Source organism: Thalassospira sp. ABD4_177 (assembly GCF_056160125.1).
On record NZ_JBSWWO010000001.1, the window covers coordinates 1,226,743 to 1,243,005 of the forward strand.

Annotated in this window: 12 protein-coding genes and 1 tRNA gene; 10 read left to right on the forward strand and 3 right to left on the reverse strand. The window is 55.3% G+C overall.

The genetic code is table 11. The features are described 5' to 3' along the window. Positions 1–4: 4 nt before the first annotated feature. Positions 5–655 carry a lipoyl(octanoyl) transferase LipB gene (gene lipB / locus ACXAF0_RS05630; RefSeq protein ID WP_475344649.1) on the reverse strand — a complete coding sequence of 217 codons (651 nt, stop codon included), beginning with the start codon at positions 653–655 and terminating at the stop codon, positions 5–7. A 117-nt stretch (positions 656–772) separates the two neighbouring features. Here lipB and ACXAF0_RS05635 point away from each other — a divergent pair. From ACXAF0_RS05635 to mgtE, 5 genes are all read left to right on the forward strand, one after another. Next, positions 773–859, forward strand: a tRNA-Leu gene (locus ACXAF0_RS05635). Between the two features lie 232 nt (positions 860–1,091). Then, on the forward strand, positions 1,092–2,294 hold the full coding sequence (locus ACXAF0_RS05640; protein ID WP_475344651.1) for an N-acyl amino acid synthase FeeM domain-containing protein: 1,203 nt from the start codon (positions 1,092–1,094) through the stop codon (positions 2,292–2,294). After that, positions 2,291–3,187, forward strand: a complete 897-nt coding sequence (locus ACXAF0_RS05645; RefSeq protein ID WP_475344653.1) for a class I SAM-dependent methyltransferase — start codon at positions 2,291–2,293, stop codon at positions 3,185–3,187. Before ACXAF0_RS05640 ends, ACXAF0_RS05645 begins: the two co-directional genes overlap by 4 nt. A 300-nt stretch (positions 3,188–3,487) precedes the next feature. Then, positions 3,488–5,779, forward strand: a complete 2,292-nt coding sequence (locus ACXAF0_RS05650; protein WP_475344655.1) for an NADP-dependent malic enzyme — start codon at positions 3,488–3,490, stop codon at positions 5,777–5,779. Positions 5,780–5,957: 178 nt separating this feature from the next. Continuing rightward, positions 5,958–7,361, forward strand: a complete 1,404-nt coding sequence (mgtE, locus tag ACXAF0_RS05655; protein WP_475344658.1) for a magnesium transporter — start codon at positions 5,958–5,960, stop codon at positions 7,359–7,361. Positions 7,362–7,442: 81 nt separating this feature from the next. On the opposite strand, the gene ACXAF0_RS05660 is transcribed toward mgtE, so the two are convergent. Further along, positions 7,443–10,067, reverse strand: coding sequence for a bifunctional diguanylate cyclase/phosphodiesterase (locus ACXAF0_RS05660; protein ID WP_475344661.1), 2,625 nt, complete (start codon positions 10,065–10,067; stop codon positions 7,443–7,445). Positions 10,068–10,443: 376 nt separating this feature from the next. On the opposite strand from ACXAF0_RS05660, the gene ACXAF0_RS05665 reads away from it, so the two are divergent. Continuing rightward, positions 10,444–11,835: a class I SAM-dependent RNA methyltransferase gene (locus ACXAF0_RS05665; protein ID WP_475344663.1), complete on the forward strand. Its 1,392-nt coding sequence runs from the start codon at positions 10,444–10,446 to the stop codon at positions 11,833–11,835. 179 nt (positions 11,836–12,014) lie between these two features. Continuing rightward, a complete protein-coding gene (locus ACXAF0_RS05670; RefSeq protein ID WP_475344665.1) occupies positions 12,015–13,064 on the forward strand; it encodes a flagellin N-terminal helical domain-containing protein in 1,050 nt (349 codons plus the stop codon). A 48-nt stretch (positions 13,065–13,112) separates the two neighbouring features. Here the strand turns inward: ACXAF0_RS05670 and ACXAF0_RS05675 are convergent, their stop codons facing one another. Further along, positions 13,113–13,628: an SH3 domain-containing protein gene (locus tag ACXAF0_RS05675; protein WP_475344667.1), complete on the reverse strand. Its 516-nt coding sequence runs from the start codon at positions 13,626–13,628 to the stop codon at positions 13,113–13,115. A 200-nt stretch (positions 13,629–13,828) separates the two neighbouring features. On the opposite strand from ACXAF0_RS05675, the gene ACXAF0_RS05680 reads away from it, so the two are divergent. The 3 genes from ACXAF0_RS05680 (at position 13,829) to ACXAF0_RS05690 (ending at position 16,199) form a co-directional block, all read left to right on the forward strand. Then, positions 13,829–14,815 carry a 2-hydroxyacid dehydrogenase gene (locus tag ACXAF0_RS05680; protein WP_475344668.1) on the forward strand — a complete coding sequence of 329 codons (987 nt, stop codon included), beginning with the start codon at positions 13,829–13,831 and terminating at the stop codon, positions 14,813–14,815. A gap of 159 nt (positions 14,816–14,974) precedes the next feature. Continuing rightward, positions 14,975–15,364, forward strand: a complete 390-nt coding sequence (locus tag ACXAF0_RS05685; RefSeq protein WP_475344671.1) for a hypothetical protein — start codon at positions 14,975–14,977, stop codon at positions 15,362–15,364. Positions 15,365–15,512: 148 nt separating this feature from the next. Next, a complete protein-coding gene (locus ACXAF0_RS05690) occupies positions 15,513–16,199 on the forward strand; it encodes a fumarylacetoacetate hydrolase family protein (protein ID WP_475344674.1) in 687 nt (228 codons plus the stop codon). Positions 16,200–16,263 lie beyond the last annotated feature (64 nt).

Consider the following 16,263-nt stretch of genomic DNA (forward strand, 5'->3'; position numbering starts at 1 on the left):
GTGTTTACGAAAAGATTTCATCAAAGGTTTGTTTTAACAGGCGATCGAGCTGCGCCATAGGGATATCGACGCCAAGGTCCTTCAGGCTGGTGACACCATGATCGGAAATGCCACAGGGGACGATCCCACCAAAATGTGACAGGTCGGGGGCGACATTGATTGCAATGCCGTGGAAGGTCACCCAGCGGCGCACACGCACGCCAATGGCGGCGATCTTGTCTTCGCGACCATCATCGCGCACGACCCAGATACCGACACGGCCATCCCGACGTTCACCCGTGATGCCAAGCAGGGCCAGGGTGCGAATCACCCATTCTTCAAGGTTATGGACATAGGCGCGGACATCGCGTCCGCGATTCTTGAGGTCGAGCATCAGGTAAACCGTGCGCTGACCCGGTCCGTGATAGGTATATTGCCCACCACGGCCTGCATCATAGACCGGAAAGCGATCCGGGTCGACAAGGTCTTCGACATGTGCGCTGGTGCCCGCTGTATAAAGCGGGGGATGTTCAAGAAACCAAACAAGTTCATGGGCTTCGCCGGCATTTATCGCTTCGGCGCGGGCTTCCATTTCGGCAAGGGCTTCGGGGTAGGAAACCAACCCGGAGGTGGTGCGCCACTCGGGGTTTTGCGCGGTTGGGGCGTTGCTTTGCATTTTTCCTGTCAAATAAGTGAAATGAGCCCTTGATCAGGGGATACCAATTTGCTATCTCCCTTTCCGCGCCAAGGCAAGCCCGCTTCAATACCTCATGGGACTTGCTGACAAACATATGCGGTCGTGGCGGAATTGGTAGACGCGCAGCGTTGAGGTCGCTGTGGGCTAACCCCCGTGGAAGTTCGAGTCTTCTCGACCGCACCAAAAAGGCCTTTCCTTATTTTTAAGGGAGGGCCTTTTTGATTCCGGCATACATTTGCATCGCGTAAACTCAAACAGCACAAACTTTGTTTGTATTACTTATGGTTGTGGGTATTGTTGGAGATGTATTGGTGTACAACCGGTACTAAAGGAAGTCCCATACCCTTTCAGTCGGTGTCACCTAGCCACTTGCGGTTGCCCACGATAAGGCCATCGGGACAGCGAGGGCGATACGATGTCTATCAGAATAAAACTTGCCGAAACCGAACAAGAGCTTAGCGATGTTTATCGGTTGCGGTATCAGGTCTATTCCGAGTTGGGGCGGTTTGCCGAAGAATATGATGATGCAATCGTCGATATATTCGACGCTATACCTTCGGTTGCCAACATTATTGCCTATAACGATGGCGTTCCAATTGCGACGATCCGGGTCAATCTGGATACCGCACTTAAGCTGCCATCAGATCACACCTTTGATTTCACACCCTACCGGGAACGCATCGTCGCAGAGGAACAGGCTGCTGGCCGTGGCCGGCCGGTCTTTGCCAGTGCCGGGATGCTTGCGATTGCAGCAGAGTGGCGCAATCGTCGCAATGTGTTTGCGGGGCTTCTGCGGATGGCTGTTGATATCGGTCATAACTTGAGGGTTACCCATATCATTGCAACGGTGAACGATGAGACAGCGGGCATCTATGAACGATTGGGGTGGGAAAGGTTGTCCTCGCCGATGCCGATGGGGAACTTTGGGGTTAATATATCGCCCTTTGCAACGTCGATGGCGTCAATGTATCGCTGGGCATTTGGCATGTTCCGAGAGAAAAAAGACCTGCTGGAACAGTTCAGCGGGTGCTTTACCTGGTATTTGGTCGACAAGGGGAGCAAAATTTTTTCCCAGGGGGAGCCGGGCGATGAAGCCTATCTGATCACCACGGGCGGCGTTGATATTACCTGCTTTCATGAATCCGCGGACAAGACGCTCTATCTGGCGCGGCTGGGGTCAGGCGATATGTTCGGCGAGCTTTCACTGATTGACAGTTCCGAAAGATCTGCAACCGCTGTTGCAAGCCGTAATACCGAATTAGTTGTAATCAATCGCGATGTGTTCTGGGAAAAAAGCTACGAGGATCCAACGCGGCTAAAAGATCTGATGCAGGTTCTGTCTGCGCGTCTTCGGGACGCAAACAACCTGAGCATGATCTATGCCTACGCCTCTTTGGACGAGCGTTTGAGCTATTTCGTCGAAATGCTGCGCAGAACGGCGGTCGAAGATGTTCGGAACCCCGATATTTTGCGATCCAAAATGACCGTGCAGGAATTTGCCGATATGTCGCGCGCCTCATTGGAAGAGGCAGAGCGTTTCCTTGATAAGCTTCAGGCGGAAAACAAGCTGGAATATTCCAAACATCAGATCACCTTTTTTGAAGGCAGGGACTCTTGAAGGAAAACACCGCAAGCTCGACAGCCTATACGGTTTTGCAGGGGCTGATCTATATCGCGAAATGCACCGAACACCGGTATCTGGTGCCAGATGAAATGTATCGCCTGGGCGAACAGGTTCTGCTGGCGTCCGACGAAGGCCGCAAACGGTTGGCAGAGTTGGACAAGCCTGCAATCAGGATCAAAACAGCCATTCGCGAGTTCATCTTTCTGCCGGGCATCACGCTGCATTACATTTTGCGCAAGCGGTGCATCGAAGAAAAAACACGCGAAGCAATTGCCGCTGGGGTGACGCAGGTGATCAGCCTTGGTGCGGGATTTGACAGTCTGGCATATCGGTTGTCGCGCGAGTTTGCCGATGTGAATTTCATCGAAATCGACCATCCCGATACCCAGAAGTTCAAAGAAAATGCCTTTGATCAGGCGGATGCTGTTTCCACTGATCAGGCAAAACTGTCTTATCTGAGTGTCGATTTTACGCACCAGAACATCGAAAGCCGATTACAAGGTTTTGCCGCGTTTGACAGCAGCCGTCCGACCCTTTTCATCAGTGAGGGGGTGACCATGTATCTGACTGAGGACGAGATAACGCATATGTTTCAGTCCATACGCAATCTTACTGGTGTGGGGACCCAGTTTCTGTTTACGGCACTTGAGCCGCGTGAAAGCCCGCGCAACAATACGCGGCTTGCGTTGTTCCTGTATCTTAAACTGATTGGTGAGCCTATCAAATGGTCGATGGAGGCACCGCGCTTGGGGGCGTTTCTTGGAAAACAGGGATGTGCTTTGCATTCGATTGATGCGACAGAGGAATTTAAAAGTCGCTACCTACGATCAGGCCGTCAGCCGCGCTTGCATCATGGTGAATATGTTGCAATGGCCGAGTTTCAATAAGTTTAGCCAACCGGGTTTTTCGTTTTTGGTCCCACCCCATATGCCTTACAATGATCAACCAGCGAATGCCGAGATTGTATTGTCGGACCAGTACTGACTGTGTCCGGTGGGCGTCGTATTTGGTTTGTTGTGAAGTACGGCATTGAGAATTGTGCAATGCTGCCCACTGATTTGATGTGAACTGAATGCTTCAATCGCGACAAAAACTGAATTAGTCTGCCTGTCCCGCTAGAGTGAATTATCAGGATTTAACCGATTTACGGTTAATTTATGTAAATACCTGAAATCAAAGGTATTATAATGGCAAATAGAAATGACAAGCTGCGTGAAGCAGCTTTGGACTATCACCGGTATCCCACCCCGGGGAAATTGTCCGTAACGGCAACCACCACCCTTGCCAACCAGCGTGACCTTGCCCTGGCCTATTCGCCGGGCGTCGCGTTTGCCTGCGAGGAAATCGTCAAAGACCCCGATACCGCAGTCGATTATACCGCGCGCGGCAATCTGGTTGGTGTGATCTCCAATGGCACGGCGGTGCTGGGCCTGGGGCCGATTGGCCCGCTGGCCTCCAAGCCGGTGATGGAAGGCAAGGCGGTTCTGTTCAAGAAGTTCGCCAATATCGATGTTTTCGATCTGGAAGTGAACGAAACCGACCCGGAAAAATTCATCGATATCGTTGCAGCACTTGAGCCGACTTTCGGGGGTGTTAACCTCGAAGACATTAAGGCACCGGAATGCTTCATTATCGAGAAGGCATTGCGCGAACGCTGCAATATTCCGATTTTCCACGATGACCAGCATGGTACAGCGATTTGTGTGGCCGCTGCGGTCCTTAATGGTCTGCGCGTGACCGGCAAGGATATCAACAAGGTCCGCCTTGTTGCGTCGGGTGCGGGTGCCGCAGCCCTTGCCTGTTTGAACCTTCTGGTCTCCATGGGCTTACCCAAGCATAACATCACGGTCACCGACCGGTTTGGTGTGGTCTATAAGGGCCGGGCCGAGGAAATGGATCCGTGGAAGGCCGAATACGCCATTGAAACCAATGCCCGGACATTGAGTGACGTGATTGAGGGGGCTGATATCTTCCTGGGGCTTTCCGCGCCGAACGTGATGGGCGAGGATGAGCTGCGCAAGATGGGCGAAGGCCCGATCATCATGGCGCTGGCCAACCCGACCCCGGAAGTTTCCCCGGAACTGGTCAAGGAAATCCGCCCGGATGCGGTGATGGCGACCGGCCGGACGGACTACCCGAACCAGGTCAATAACGTCCTTTGTTTCCCGTTCCTGTTCCGCGGTGCGCTTGATGTCGGCGCGACCGAGATCAACGAGGAAATGAAAATCGCTGCGGTCGAGGCGATTGCCGATCTGGCGACCGCCGAAGTTTCCGACGTTGTGGCAACCGCCTATGGCGGAGAGGAGCTTAAATTCGGGCCAGAGTATCTGATCCCGAAGCCGTTTGACCCGCGCCTGATGCTGGAAATTCCGCCGCGTGTTGCCAAGGCAGCCATGGATAGCGGTGTGGCCAAACGCCCGATCGAGGATTTTGACGAATATCGTCAGCAGCTGGAAGGTTTCGTCTTCCGTTCCGGCCTTGTCATGAAGCCGGTCTTTGATGTGGCGCGGTCGCACAAGAAACGCGTGGTTTATCCCGAAGGCGAATCGCGTCGTGTGCTTCAGGCCTGTCAGGTGCTTGTCGATGATGGCATTTGCCATCCGGTCCTGATTGGCCGTCGTGAAGTCATCCTTGAACGGATTACCGAGCTTGGCCTGCGTCTGGTGCCGGATGAACAGATCGAAATCCATGATCCCGATGACAATCCGCATTTCGAACAGGATTGGCAGGACTTCCATAACATCATGGGCCGTCGCGGGATCAACCCGGAATATGCCCGTGCGATTGTCCGTACCCGTCCGACCGTGATTGCGGCCCTGATGCTGCGTCGTGGGGAAGTCGATGCGATGTTGTGCGGCTGTCAGGGCGGCTTCCTGCGTCATCTGCGCTATGTCCGCAATCTTGTGGGCCTGCGCAAGGGTGTCACCGACTTCTCGACCGTCAATATGATGATCATGAAGCAGGGCACGTTCTTCCTGACCGATACCTATGTGTCGGTGGATCCGACGCCGGAACATGTGGCAGAAACCGCCATCATGGCAGCAGACGTGGTCAAGCGTTTCGGCATTACGCCAAAGGCCGCGCTGATTTCGCATTCCAACTTCGGCAGCCACGAGAACAAGTCGGCGTGTAAGATGCGCGATGCGCTTCAGTTGATCAGAACGCAGGCACCCGATCTTGAGATCGAAGGGGAAATGCATGCGGATGCGGCGATTTCCCAGCCGATCCGTGACAGGATTTTCCCGCACTCGATGCTGAGCGGTTCGGCCAACCTTCTGGTCATGCCGACGCTTGATGCGGCCAACATCTCCTATAACATGGTCAAGATGTTGGGCGATGGGCTTCCGGTCGGGCCGATTTTGGTTGGTGCGGCCAAGTCTGCCCACGTTGTCAGCCCGTCGATTACCGTGCGTGGCATTGTCAATATGACGGCGATTGCCGTGGTTGATGCCGTGACGCGCAATCAGGAAGGCCAGTAAAACCTGATCCCGCCCATGTCCCGATTGCGGGGCGGCGTGGGGATCTGCCATCGGGCTCTTGACCGGGGCCATGGGATGGCGCAGAAACAGCCGTGTCGGGCATTGGAACCAAAAGCCTGGCACGGCGTTTGATATTTTGCAGGAAACAGCGGCAGCGCATTAATTCAGGGAGGGGCAGATGACAGGTCAAGTCGAAGAACTCGACCGTCCGGCGGATACGTCTTCCGGCGATGAATATGTCGACCTTACTCCCGAATATGCCCGCGAAGTTTTTGATGCCCTTGGCGAAGAAGAGGGTGGCAAGGCGGCCGATCTTCTGGCGGAACTGCACTTTGCCGATATCGCCGATTTGCTCGGTTGGGCCAGCTCCAATCAACGTGAACAGCTTGTCGATCTGATACGTCCGGATTTTGATCCGGAATTTCTGACCGAACTTGATGACGAACTGCGCGAAGAAGTCATCGGGCTTCTTGGCACCGAAGTCGTGGCCGAGGCGATCACCGAACTTGATTCGGATGACGTCGTCGAGGTCATTGAGGACTTTGACGAGGATGAGCAGCGCGAGCTTCTTGGCGCGCTTTCGGATATCGAACGCGCACGCGTTGAAGAGGCGCTGTCCTATCCGGAATATACCGCCGGTCGTATCATGCAGCGCGAACTGGTGGCGATCCCGGATTACTGGTCGGTCGGGCAAACGATTGATTTCCTGCGTTCGGCCAAAAGCCTGCCGGAAGATTTTTATGACATCATCGTTGTCGATCCGCGCTACAGCCCGGTCGGGATTGTGCCGCTGTCACGCGTCATCCGCACCAATCGCCCGGTGCTGATCCGCGACGTCATGGAATCGGAAGAAATGCGCACGGTCGTCGTGACCGAGGAACAGGAAAACGTCGCCCATCTGTTCCGTCAGCGCGACCTGATTTCTGCCCCGGTTGTCGATGACAATGGGCGTCTGGTCGGTGTGATCACGGTCGATGACGTTGTTGACGTTATTGACGAGGAATACGAAGAAGACATGATGCGCCTTGCCGGTGTCGGCGAGGAGGATGACCTTTCAAGTGCCATTCTGGCCACCACGCGATCACGCTTTACGTGGCTTCTGGTTAATCTTGGGACCGCGATTATGGCATCGCTTGTCATCGGGCTGTTTGAAGGCACGATTGAAAAACTGGTGGCGCTGGCGGTTTTGATGCCGATTGTGGCCTCTATGGGCGGCAATGCCGGGACACAGACCTTGACCGTTGCGGTGCGTGCCATTGCAACCCGTGAACTTTCCAGCACCAACGCATGGCGCGTCATCCGTAAGGAAGTTGCGGTGTGCGGCCTGAACGGATTGGCCTTTGCGGTCTTGTCCGGGGCTGTGACCTGGCTGTGGTTTGATGATGTGCTGCTTGGCGGTGTCATCGGGGTTGCGATGATCATTAACCTGCTGTTTGCCGGGCTGTTCGGGGCGCTGATCCCGCTTGGGCTGGAGCGGGCCGGGATCGACCCGGCGGTGTCATCGTCAGTGTTCCTGACGACCATTACCGATGTGGTTGGCTTCTTTGCCTTCCTTGGGTTGGCTGCGGCCTTCCTGTTGTAGCCACGAACCATGCATCATCTTTGAAAAACAAAACCCCGCAGCTTTGCAGGTGCGGGGTTTTGCTTTGCTCGGAATAATTGCTTATCCGGATTTCTTGTCGTCTGACGGCCCTGACGGGCTTTTCGAGGAGAGCTGGTTTGGTGTCTGCTTGATCAGGAGTTCGAGCGTGTCGACCGCATCGCGCGGCGCGGAGAGCAGGAAGCCCTGCATTTCGTCACATTCGGCCGCCTGCAGGGAGGCCATCTGTTCCTCTGTCTCGACACCGACAGCCACGACCTTGCGGTTCAGGCTTTTACACAGTCGGATTGCCGGTTGCAGAACGCTGTTTTCGGGTTGCTCATCAAGTGCGACATTAAACAGCGATTTTGACAGCTTGATACGCTGAACCGGGAAACGTTTGAGATAGCGAAGCGACGTATTCCCCGCCGCAAAGTGATCAAGCGTCAGACCAATACCGGCCTCGGCAAACCGATAGAACTGACCAAGGGCGCGTTCGGGATCGCGCATGGCGATTTCCTCAGAAACCTCGATCTCGATCATCGCCGGATCGATTTCATGTTCGGCGGTCAGATCGGTGATGTTCTTGATCAGATCGGCCTGAATGAACTGGCGGCTTGAAACGTTCAGCGCAATCGGTACCGGGACATAGCCCTGCTGACGCCAGTCGGCGACTTGCTTACAAACGGTTTCAATGATCCAGTGACCCAGCGGCGAAAGCAGACCGGTGCGGTCGGCAACCGCAATGAAATCAGGCGGCAGGCGGCGCTTGCCGCTGTCATCGATCCAGCGCAGCAGCGCCTCAAACCCGGTCAGGCTGCGATCCGATGTCCGGTAGCGCGGCTGATATTCAAGCACGAAGCGTTTTTCATCAACCGCACGCCGAAGCTGCGTTTCCATCGAAAGCCGCGCATGCATGACGTTGTTCATCGTCTCGACAAAGAAGCAATAAGACGATTCCGCCGATTTCTGCGCTCGATACATCGCGGCATCGGCGTTGGCCATCAGTTGCGACGGTGCACGCGCATCATTTGGATAAAGCGCGACACCAACACTGACATGCAGGCGGATTTCATCGCCGGTGGTGGTCAGGATCGGTTGCGACATGGCTTCGACCACGCGTTCAGCCACCAAGGCGGCCCCTTCGGCCTCCGACAGGTCGGTTGCGATGATGGCAAACATATCGCCGGAGAACCGTGCACAGGTGTCCTTTTCGCGCACTGTGGCGCGCAGGCGTCCCGAAATCGTGCGCAGCGTTTCATCGCCGACATCGGCACCGAACCGATCATTGATGGCGCGGAAGTTATCGATATCGACCACCAGAACCGACAGCAGCTTTTCATAGCGCTTAGCATGGGCAACCGCCTGATTAAGCCGGTCCTCGAACAGTGCGTGGTTTGGAAGGCCGGTCAGCGGATCATGGGTTGCCAGATAGCGCAGCCGGTTGACCGAGGCATTGGCAGCCGGATTGTGATGCAGGGTAATGTCGACGCAATCAGAATGGGTCGTGGACGGCTTTATGGCCAGGTTACAGACCACATGCACGCCTTCGGCACTGCGGACAATCCACTCGCCGCGCAATTCTTCGTCACCACGATTGATTGCGAGCAACATCTTTTCCTGTGATCGGCGCGATGCTGTGCCGTCCGACTGGAATTCCGGTGCCAGATTATAAAACCGGATAAAGCCGTAATCCTCTTCGCGCAGGTCAAAGAAATCGGCGGTTTCCGGTGACATTGATTTTAGATGACCGTCAAGCTTGGTAATCGAAAGCGACAGGTCATTGATGTCATCGCCGGCATTGATGTGATGCACTGTGCGGCGCAACGCGGTTTTCTGCCGGTTGGCCAGCAAGAAGACGACGACAGTGAACAACACCGTGGTAAAGGCCCCGAAAATCAGAACCAGTTCGGGGTTGATCGTGCTGTGTGCCAGTTTCGGATCGGCGATAACATCGACCTGCCACTGGCGCCCGACCACATCAAAGGCGACGGTGCGCTGCAGGGTTTCGTCATCCCCCTCGCCACGGATTTCAAACAGGACGGTGTCACCTTCGCGCACACGCACGCTGTAATCTTCGACCTGTTCGGTATTGATCACAGACGCCAGCAAGGAGCGAACGCGAAACGCCCCGTTAATAATGCCGATAATCTCGCCGTTTCGCCCCAAAACCGGGCTATAGGCCGTAAAACCCCGTCCGCCCTGCATCAGCTCAAGCGTCGGGGTGATCTGAGTGCGGCGCTGATCAAGTGCGATATCAAGCACCGGGCCAGCAACCGGGTGGCGTTTCAGGTCGGCCCCCATGGCCGGTACATTGCCCTTGATCGGGGCAACATAAAGAATGATGTAATTCGGCGTGATCCAGTTGATCGCCTGAAGGGCGGGGAAGCGGCTTTGCAGAGGGGTTGCGACCGAAAGATATTCGCGTTCGTCTTCTGGCGGGCCCCCTTGCCAATTGTCTGCAAAGCTTTCAAGCACGGCCAGATTGTTGTTCACAATCGCCTTGATCTGTTGGGCGACGGCATTTGCCGTGATCTGACCGGCAGATTGCAGGATCGCCCGCCGGTCATTCTGAACGGTTTGCCAGATAAAGAAAGTGACCGATACGAAGAAAGCAGCCGTCAGGAAACCAGCCGCCAAGGCCCGCTTTTTCAGGCGGGACGATTGCTTGGATGCGTTTTCCTCTGCGTGCTTTGTTTCTTCTTCCATCTCTCCCCCAACACAGCGACTTTGCCTGATCCTCCCCGATCAGGTTGTGTGCAAGTCTGCAATCGCCAGCAACCATCCGTTGATTGAACAATCTGGTGCAGATGCGTGAAGCGGCAACGACATTTTGCTGGCCAGAAACCGCTATCCTTATCTTATGGTAATATTCTTACACGACTTTAAGGGGTTGGTCGCCTTCATTTACGGAATAATTTTTGTCGGCAAGGCGCAAAAAGCATTTCGCGACAGGGTTTTGACGGCGGTTTGTCGATAATAAATCCGTCTTAGCCCCTGTTCTGAAAACGTGAAGTGGTGTATTTCAGGCGGAAATCCGGCACCCGCAGTCAAGGCCGGTGAAGATCATCCCCAGAGAGAGATCATGAAACACCATCACCGCAATCCCCGTGCCCGTGGGGGACGCAAGCGTCAGCCATCCCGGCGTGATCCACTGATCGGGTTTGAAGCCGACGTCACCGTCGAGCAGATCGGTGCGCGCGGCGACGGCATCGCCCATGTGACGGCACCGGATGGTAAATCGGTGCTGATCTATGTAGATTGCGTCTTGCCCGGCGATGAGGTGCGCGTTGCATTGCGCCAGAAGCGCGGCGATGGCTATGGCGCTGAAGTAGTTTCCGAAATCGCCCGCGCGAGTGGCTATAGCGCACCGCGCTGTGCACATTTCAAGGAATGCGGTGGCTGCGCGCTGCAGCACATGAATGATGATGATTACCGTATCTGGAAACGCGACAAGGCCAAGGTGGCCGTTCAGCGGGCCGGTATTGATCCGCAAGATGCCGATGAACTGATCGGCGATGTTGAAATCTCGCCGCCGGGAAGCCGCCGCCGTGCCGGTTTTTCGGTGCATGTCGGGGCGACCGGCGTCTTTGTCGGCTTCCACGGGCGGTTCAGCCATACAGTCCTCAATGTGCCGAACTGCGCCGTTTTGCGCCCGGAATTGATGGCGTTTCGCGAAGCCTTTGTGATGTTTCTTGAGGCAAGCACGCCGGAACAGGCGCGCGGTATCAAGGAAGTGTTCGTAACGGTGACCGATAGCGGACTGGATGTGCTCATCCAGGCGGCCAATGACCCCGATCTTGATATGCGCCAGGATCTGGCAGAGTTTGCCGATCACCAGAATATTGCACGGCTGAGCTGGAAGACAGGCGATCGCCCGGACGAACCCTTGGCCGCGCGTCATACCCCGATTGTTCATTTTGAAAAGATCGACGTCCCGATTGCGCCCGGTGGTTTTTTGCAGGCCACCCGCGAAGGGGAACAGGCGCTTGTGAACGTGATCAAGGCGGCGGTGACAGAGATCGCCCCGAAAAACGTCGCCGACCTTTTCTGCGGGGTGGGCAGTTTTACATTTTCGCTCGCACTTTCAGGCAAGCGGCGCTCGGTGACGGCGGTTGAAAGCGATCCGCGTGCGGTTGAATTGCTGCAATACGCGGTGGGGCAATCGGGTAGCCCGATCAAGGTTGTGCGGCGTGATCTGTTCCGCCAGCCGCTTGTGGGTGATGAGTTACGCAATTTTGATCTGGTGGTGTTTGATCCGCCGCGTGCCGGTGCCCTGGCCCAGTGCGAGGCCCTGGCGGCTGACGGGCCGGAATGGGTGCTTGCCGTATCGTGCAATCCGGCAACGTTTAGCCGCGATATGCGGGTGCTGCGCAACGCGGGTTACGAGATCGAAAAAGTCGTGCCGGTGGATCAGTTCTTGTGGTCGTCACATCTTGAATTGTTTGCGATCTTGCGGCGTGCAACCAATGGCTAAGGCCGGTTTTCGGACCGGTGTGCTTTGGGGCTTAATTTTTCTTCACTGATATACTATACTAGTAGCTGGTATTTCCGCCGGACACCAGGATGGTCAGGTTGGCAGGGGGCCGAGAAAACTCGATCCTTCTGCCCGTGCAGCACGTAGTTGTTTTGCCGGCTTGTTTGAGCGGAAAAACGATGGAACCACTGGCCAGTCAGCTGCCGATCTATACCAATACTGCGCGTGCAATTGCACCGCAGAACAGGTTGATTGCGTCTGACAGCAGCCAATTTTCCGCAGACAATCAGAACACAAACCGCAATGCCGACTCGCTTCAGGGGGCGGGCTACACCAGTTCGCAACTTAACAGTACGATCGGTGATGCCAGTTCACTGCTTGGTCAGGCATCCAGCGATTTATCCCGGATCGGTGACGCGCTTGACGAGATCGATGCGCTGGTCACGGTCGCCGAAGAAAACAGCGATCTTTCCGCCCAGCAGCGCGCACAACTCAATGCGCAGATCGAAGATTACCTGACCCAGATCGATGATATCGCTGCCAATAGCAGCTTTGAGGATCGCGATCTTCTGGCGTCTGATCAGACGATCACGCTTCAGGTCGGGACGGGGACATCATCGGACAACCGTATTGATGTCGAACTGTCCGCATCCAGTTCCGAGGATCTGGCGACGGGGCTTTCGAGTATTGATGTGTCCGACAGTGCGGGTGTTACGAATGCTCGAACACTGGTTGATGAGGCGCAAGAGGCCCTGCGAGATCGCGAAATTTCGCTGGCAGCCGATCAGGGCAGCCTGCAAACCGCGCAGGACCAAAACCGTGTTTCCCAGGTTGCGGGCGAAAACATCCTGCAGGCGCAGTTGGCTGCATCCGAAAGCACTGGCCGCGAAGATGCGCAAGCACGCATTTCCGAAAACCTGCAGGCGTATCTTGGGGATGTTTCAAGCCAGCTTGCCAGCCAGTCGGTTGCCGTGGGCGGCATAACCCTGCCAGAGCCGCGACAGGATCCTGTGCCGGAGCGTGAAGAAGACCCGATCTTTGATCCGAACGCAGAAGATGATGGCACATTGGCCGATCAGGACTTCCTTGAAAATGGCACTGACACAGCTCAGCCGTTTGGGGTGCCGGCCTTTGGCGGATATGACAGCGGCGGCAATGGCACCTTTGGCAGCAGCGGTGGCGTTGCTAGCACGGACCGCCCGGTCAATCGGGTTTCAGTCGACGCCTGATATTGATCTGAGATAGGGGCGGTGGCGAAGGGTTTTATCCTTTGCGCTCTATCCTTCGACTTTCTCGCCTTCATAGATGCCCCAGAATCCGTGGCGCGGGGCCCAACCTTCGAAATCACCAAATCGCAACTGACACCAGTCGACATTGGTCGGGCAATCTTCGATCCTGCCGATGACACTGGCCGAAACCAGCGCAATTTTGCGCGCGTTTTTATCTGCTGCGGAATACAGTGTTATGTTTTCATCTGTCACAATGACATGGCGCGACCCGATCAGAAGGCTTTGATGGACCCAGCCTTCGCTGCCTTCCCAGTCGCGGACCTTGCGCCAGGTGTCAAATTCCGAAACCACTTCCATCGGCATGTTGCGGCGATGATAAATCCAGACTTTTGGATATCGCAGGCCGGGACCGGCGCGCAGAAACACCTTGTCCGAGCGCAGTGCGACAAATCGCGGGATCGGCAGGCCCGATTCCTGTGCGCTGGCCACGATCGGTGTGGTCAGGCTGCCCAGAATCGCCAAAGCCATGAAGCGATACAGAAATTTGCGCAAAATCTGCGGCATCTCGTTGGTATTCCCTCGTTTATTTCATTTGCGCGGCTTTTGTAAAAATTCGCGATTGCGAAATAAAATTACAAAAAATGCGTCAAAATCCTTGCTTTTGTACCTTTTGGCATGGCATCACTGCAGTGCGGCAGGGCATGAAAATGCAACATGCCGCATATTGTCTGAAAAAGAGTTAAAAGACCGCATAGGATCGGCACATGACCAAGAAAAAACCGCTTGTCGTCGTGACCCGGAAGCTGCCGGAAGCGATTGAAACCCGCATGATGGAACTGTTTGACGCGCGTCTGAATATCGACGATGCGCCGATGAGCAAGCAGGAGCTGATCGAGGTGGTCAAGGAAGCCGATGTTCTGGTGCCGACCGTGACCGACAAGATCGATGCGGCGGTTCTGGCCCATGCCGGTCCAAACTTGCGTCTGATTGCCAATTTCGGCACCGGTGTCGATCACGTCGATCTGCAAACCGCACGGTCGCGCGGCATTACTGTCACCAATACGCCTGACGTCCTGACCGAAGATACCGCCGATATGACCATGGCGCTGATCCTTTCGGTTTCACGCCGCCTGGCAGAGGGCGAGCGCCTTATTCGCAAAGGTGAATGGGATGGCTGGGGCCCGACATTGATGCTTGGTCATCGTATCTGGGGCAAGCGCCTGGGTATTGTTGGTATGGGCCGTATCGGTCGCGCACTTGCGCGCCGGGCAAAGGGATTTGGCCTGTCAGTGCATTACCATAACCGCCGGCGTGTCCATCCGGATATTGAAGAGGAACTGGATGCGACCTATTGGGAAAGCCTTGATCAGATGTTGGCCCATGTCGATGTCATTTCGGTCAACTGCCCGCATACGCCAGCAACCTATCATCTGCTGTCTGCGCGTCGCCTGAAACTGATGCAGCCGCATGCCATTCTGGTCAATACCGCCCGTGGCGAAATCGTCGATGAACTGGCCCTAACGCGGATGCTGGCCGATGGCGAAATCGCTGGTGCAGGTCTTGACGTCTTTGAACACGAACCGGCGGTAAACCCGAAATTGCTGGAGTTGCAAAATGCGGTTCTGCTGCCGCATATGGGATCGGCCACGATTGAGGGCCGCGTTGATATGGGCGAGAAGGTCCTGATCAATATCAAGACCTTTGTTGACGGTCACACACCGCCAGACCGGGTGATCGAAGGATTACTGTAATCCGCAATTCATAGAGATTTCATAACGATTTAAAAGGGGTGATACCGGATGTATCACCCCTTTTGTTTGCACTCCCCATATGTGGATATCGCAGTAGGCGCGATATTGGCATTTTCCCGGCGTTCTCACCGAACGATCTCAACTTCGGGAAATGCACAAATGGTAAGACTGTCAAAGACGACTGCTGCTGATCACGTTCTGGCGACCCCGGCAAATGACGATGTCGCATCATGCCTTGCAACGCGCGAGTTGAGCCTGACGGGGCCATGCGTGGTGTCGGGCGTCCAGAGCCGTCATGCCGAAGAGATCGTTTTTGTGCGTTCCGGCAATGTCGAGGTTTCCGATGGTCATGGCCACGTGTTCGACGGCCATGATAGCTGCATTTCGATTGAGCAAGGGCAGCGTTATCACCTGCATGTCAATGCCGGGCAAACCACCAAGCTTCTGATCCTTGCGGTACCGCCCCTGCATGACCCGGAAAAATTCGCAGTCTTGCAGGCCGCAAAGGCCCGTGTGCGCGATATGATCCTGCGCGAAAAGCTGCATTGATCGCTTTTGGGGGCGACCCAAACCAATCGCGTTGCCCCTCCTGACAATTCCTGACAGTAGAAGCTGTTCTAATCGGATTGGTCGTTTCTTTCTGACCCGTGCTTGTTTATGACTGTTGCAAAGCTTGAATAAACAACATGGGGTCATCATGAGTTTGATCTTTGACGCACCTGCACCGACGACCATTCCGGTTCAGGGCACTGACGACGTTTTCCCGGTAAATCGCATTTTCTGCATCGGCAAGAACTATGCGGATCACGTTCGCGAAATGGGTTCCGACCCCTCTTACACCCCGCCTTGTGTGTTTATGAAGCCGACCGACTGCCTTGTCGTTGGGAATGGCGATCTGCCCTATCCGTCAGGTACCGAAGACCTGCATTATGAAGGTGAACTGGTTGCGGCCCTTTCCAAGGGTGGCAAGGACCTGGACCGGGCCGCTGTTGAAGATGCCATTTTCGGGTACGCCGCCGGTCTTGATATGACCCGACGTGATGTGCAGGCGGGGCTCAAGGAACGTCGCCTGCCTTGGGATATGGCGAAATCCTTTGATGGTTGTGCCGCCATTTCTGCCATCCAGCGCAAAGCAGATGCCGGTATGCCGCATGCGACCAATCTGAAATTGTCGGTGAATGGCGATGTCCGTCAGAACGACACCACGGCCAAAATGATCTGGCCGGTCGTCGATGCGTTGATGTATCTGTCGACCCTGATCGAGCTGAAACCGGGTGACCTTCTGTTTACCGGAACGCCAAAAGGCGTTGGTCAGGTCGTGCGCGGTGATCGCATGGATCTGGTGATTGCAGATATCGCGGAGCTGTCCGTCACCTTGAAATAGGACGCGCGGCGGATCGTGGGTCAGGAGCCCATGTCGAAAAGCCACTCCTTAAAAGTATGAAAAC